The sequence below is a fragment of the Mesorhizobium sp. Arg314 genome (assembly GCF_053714275.1).
The window spans coordinates 1-2522 of record NZ_JBSKBP010000142.1 but is presented as its reverse complement, the minus strand read 5'-3'; the positions used below and the strand labels follow the sequence as shown (position 1 = coordinate 2522).

The window sequence follows — 2522 nt, the reverse complement described above, 5'->3', positions numbered from 1 at the left end:
TTGTTACGGCTCACATTCGTAAACACCGTCATCCCGTCGGCATCCATAACGGCTTAGTGTCGTTGCGAAGTCCATTGAGGGCCAAGTCGATATGCGCCTTTATGAAGGCAGCCTCGTCGAATTGCCTTCGATCTGCGTACATGATAAACGACAGAAGGATGAGGGAGTTGCTGCCGCAGCGGTTTGACGGAACTCTCCCGATGACAGCCCTTGCCTATAAGAGCAGCAACAGCATCCTCCAAAGCGCACCAGGGGTGGTAATCAGCCCGATCCTCCACGCCAGTTTCTTACGCCTCACGGCTGTCCCTGACCGAGGCGCGCGCGCTTCGCCCGCATCGTTGGTCGGCACCATCACGAATTCATCGCACCGCTGCGCAAAGGCTATTGCGGCTTCGGCGACGTCACCGTGATTTCGGACGGCGCCGAGATTCCTGAAGCGGTTGCCTCGGGCGATACCGAAGCCGACAGTTCACATAATCGACTGGTGTTCCACATTGCCATGAAGATCCAGCCGATGCAGCAGATCGCCGACCACATCGTACGATCCAGATCCGATCTCCCCGAAGCCTTTTCATCCATCGACAGGGAGATCAAGGTCGTGAAATGGCGCCCTGTGGCACGGGCGTGCTGATCGTGCGATCCGCGGCCTGGAGCAGCTTCTGGCGAGACTTAAGCAGTCGCAGTTAGAAGACGAATTCTCGATCGCGCGTCTTCACCGCCTTGGCTCGCAGCTCCTGACCTATATCCGTTCGAACCCCGGTGCGATCGTCAACTATGGAAGACGCTATCGGGCCGGGCTTCGTGTCGCAACCACGCTCGCCGAGCCAGCGGTGAATTCGCTTGTCCGCAAGCGGATGGTCAAGAAGCAACAAATGCGCTGGTCGCTACGCGACGCCCAATATGCTGATGCAAGTCCGCACCGCCGAACTGAACGGTGAGCTTCGCGATCGTCTGCGGGCACCGTTCCGGCGTCCACATATGCACCCCAGACTGAGACAAGGAAATCGTCCGCAAAGAGAGAAAACTGGGGCATGGCCAGGCGCAAAAGAACCATTCACAAGGGCCAAAAGCGGGAGCTGCTCCAGCGCGTGGAGGCGGGCGAAGCCGTCAGCCACACTGGACGTGTGTCCGCGATTTTCCTTGTCTCAGTCTGGGGGTCCACTCCGCCACCCGGAACCTGCACCGATGCCCTGTTTGATGGGCGCCGAGTTATCTCGGCATCCTATCGAGATCGCCTCGTCAATAGTGCCGTCCGCGAGAAGCCTCAGCAGAAAGGTTGAATGAGCGACATCGTCGGATAAAGGGTTGTCCACGAACCGTAAAGCTCATGGTGTTGATATGAATATACCTCACTTGCAGGCCGGCCGGTGTCGAGCGCCGCACCGCTTTCAAAAGTGCCCAGGCGACCCGATGATTGCCGCCCAGGATTCCCGGCGCTTGATCGAGCAGTCGATCGATTGCATTGCCACCGAATGTTCATGTCACGGCCGGCAAAGGCCTCTGGCGAAACGGGAGGACGACGTGTTGTCCGACCGAATCGGTTACGGTTGCAACTTAACAGTCGGACACGGTTGCAACCTAAAAGTTTGCCGGAGTAGGCTCGCTCAGATGAATTTTGATGTGAGGCTCACGTGGACCCGCGAAAGAGTAATCCATTCCGTGTAACAGCCTTGTGGCAGGTGCAGGACGCCGGCTTGGAAGAGGGGCAAGCTGGCCAGGTCGGGCAACTGGGCTTTGAGCAGCACGTGGCCGAGGCGCGCCGAGCCGATCCGTTGCAACGGGTTCGCGATGCGGAGCCGGTTTCCTCGGGCGGCTCTCAGGAGCCCGGCCGCCGGGCTGCCCCGTCCCCCAGGTCAGACGGGGTTCCCGAGGCGCTCCGGCCGCTGTTCGATGATCGAGCCGACGAGCCGCCAACCAATCCAGAGGAGCTTCTGCGACTGGAACAGGGGGTTCGCGAGGTGCTTCAGCGACGGCAGGATGATCAAGCCGCCTCTGCGATCAAGGATGCTATAAACGTCTCATTCGCCGTCCCCAGAGGCTTCTCCGATGGGGCTCAACGCGTCCCAGACGCGATGCCCTCTTCCTTGGACCGCGATGGCCACTTGCCGGATGCGGGCCAGGCCCGGCAAGTTGAGCAGCACCTGGCCGAGGCGCGCCGAGCCGATCCGGCCCCTGTCGCGAGTGGCGCCCATAATGCTCCCTATCCCCATCTGTCCGGCGAACACCGGGACCTTGTTGATCAGGCGATCACTCACGTTGCGGCTCGGGAACACTATAGCAAGGAAACGGTCCGTAACTACAGGAATGCACTTTGCCAATTGGCGAATGATCTCGGCGCTCGTGGCCTAGCGGTTGATCTAAAAAATCACCAATCCCTGGTCGGTCATGTCGATGCTTTCTTTCCGAAAAGCCGTATGATGAAGTCGGCGTTGAACGTCCTCCATGCGTATCATGAGCGGGGCTATTCAGCTACTGCCGGGCGGCCAGCGCCCGCAGACGCGCATGTCTTAGAACAAGTGGCC

General features: G+C 59.6%; 1 protein-coding gene and 3 pseudogenes. 3 read left to right on the top strand and 1 reads right to left on the bottom strand.

The genetic code is table 11. The features are described 5' to 3' along the window. Positions 1–376 precede the first annotated feature (376 nt). A pseudogene (locus ACWGS9_RS34575) lies at positions 377–651 on the top strand (ISKra4-like element ISMet1 family transposase); the annotation flags it as partial. Between the two features lie 74 nt (positions 652–725). Then, positions 726–954, top strand: a pseudogene (locus tag ACWGS9_RS34570) (ISKra4-like element ISMet1 family transposase); the annotation flags it as partial. Between the two features lie 899 nt (positions 955–1853). Here ACWGS9_RS34570 and ACWGS9_RS34565 read toward each other — a convergent pair. Further along, positions 1854–1985 (bottom strand): hypothetical protein, encoded by a 132-nt coding sequence (locus tag ACWGS9_RS34565; RefSeq protein ID WP_454509406.1) that lies wholly within the window; start codon positions 1983–1985, stop codon positions 1854–1856. 117 nt (positions 1986–2102) lie between these two features. Between ACWGS9_RS34565 and ACWGS9_RS34560 the strand changes: the two are divergent. Then, positions 2103–2522 (top strand): annotated as a pseudogene (locus ACWGS9_RS34560) (Ulp1 family isopeptidase); the annotation flags it as partial.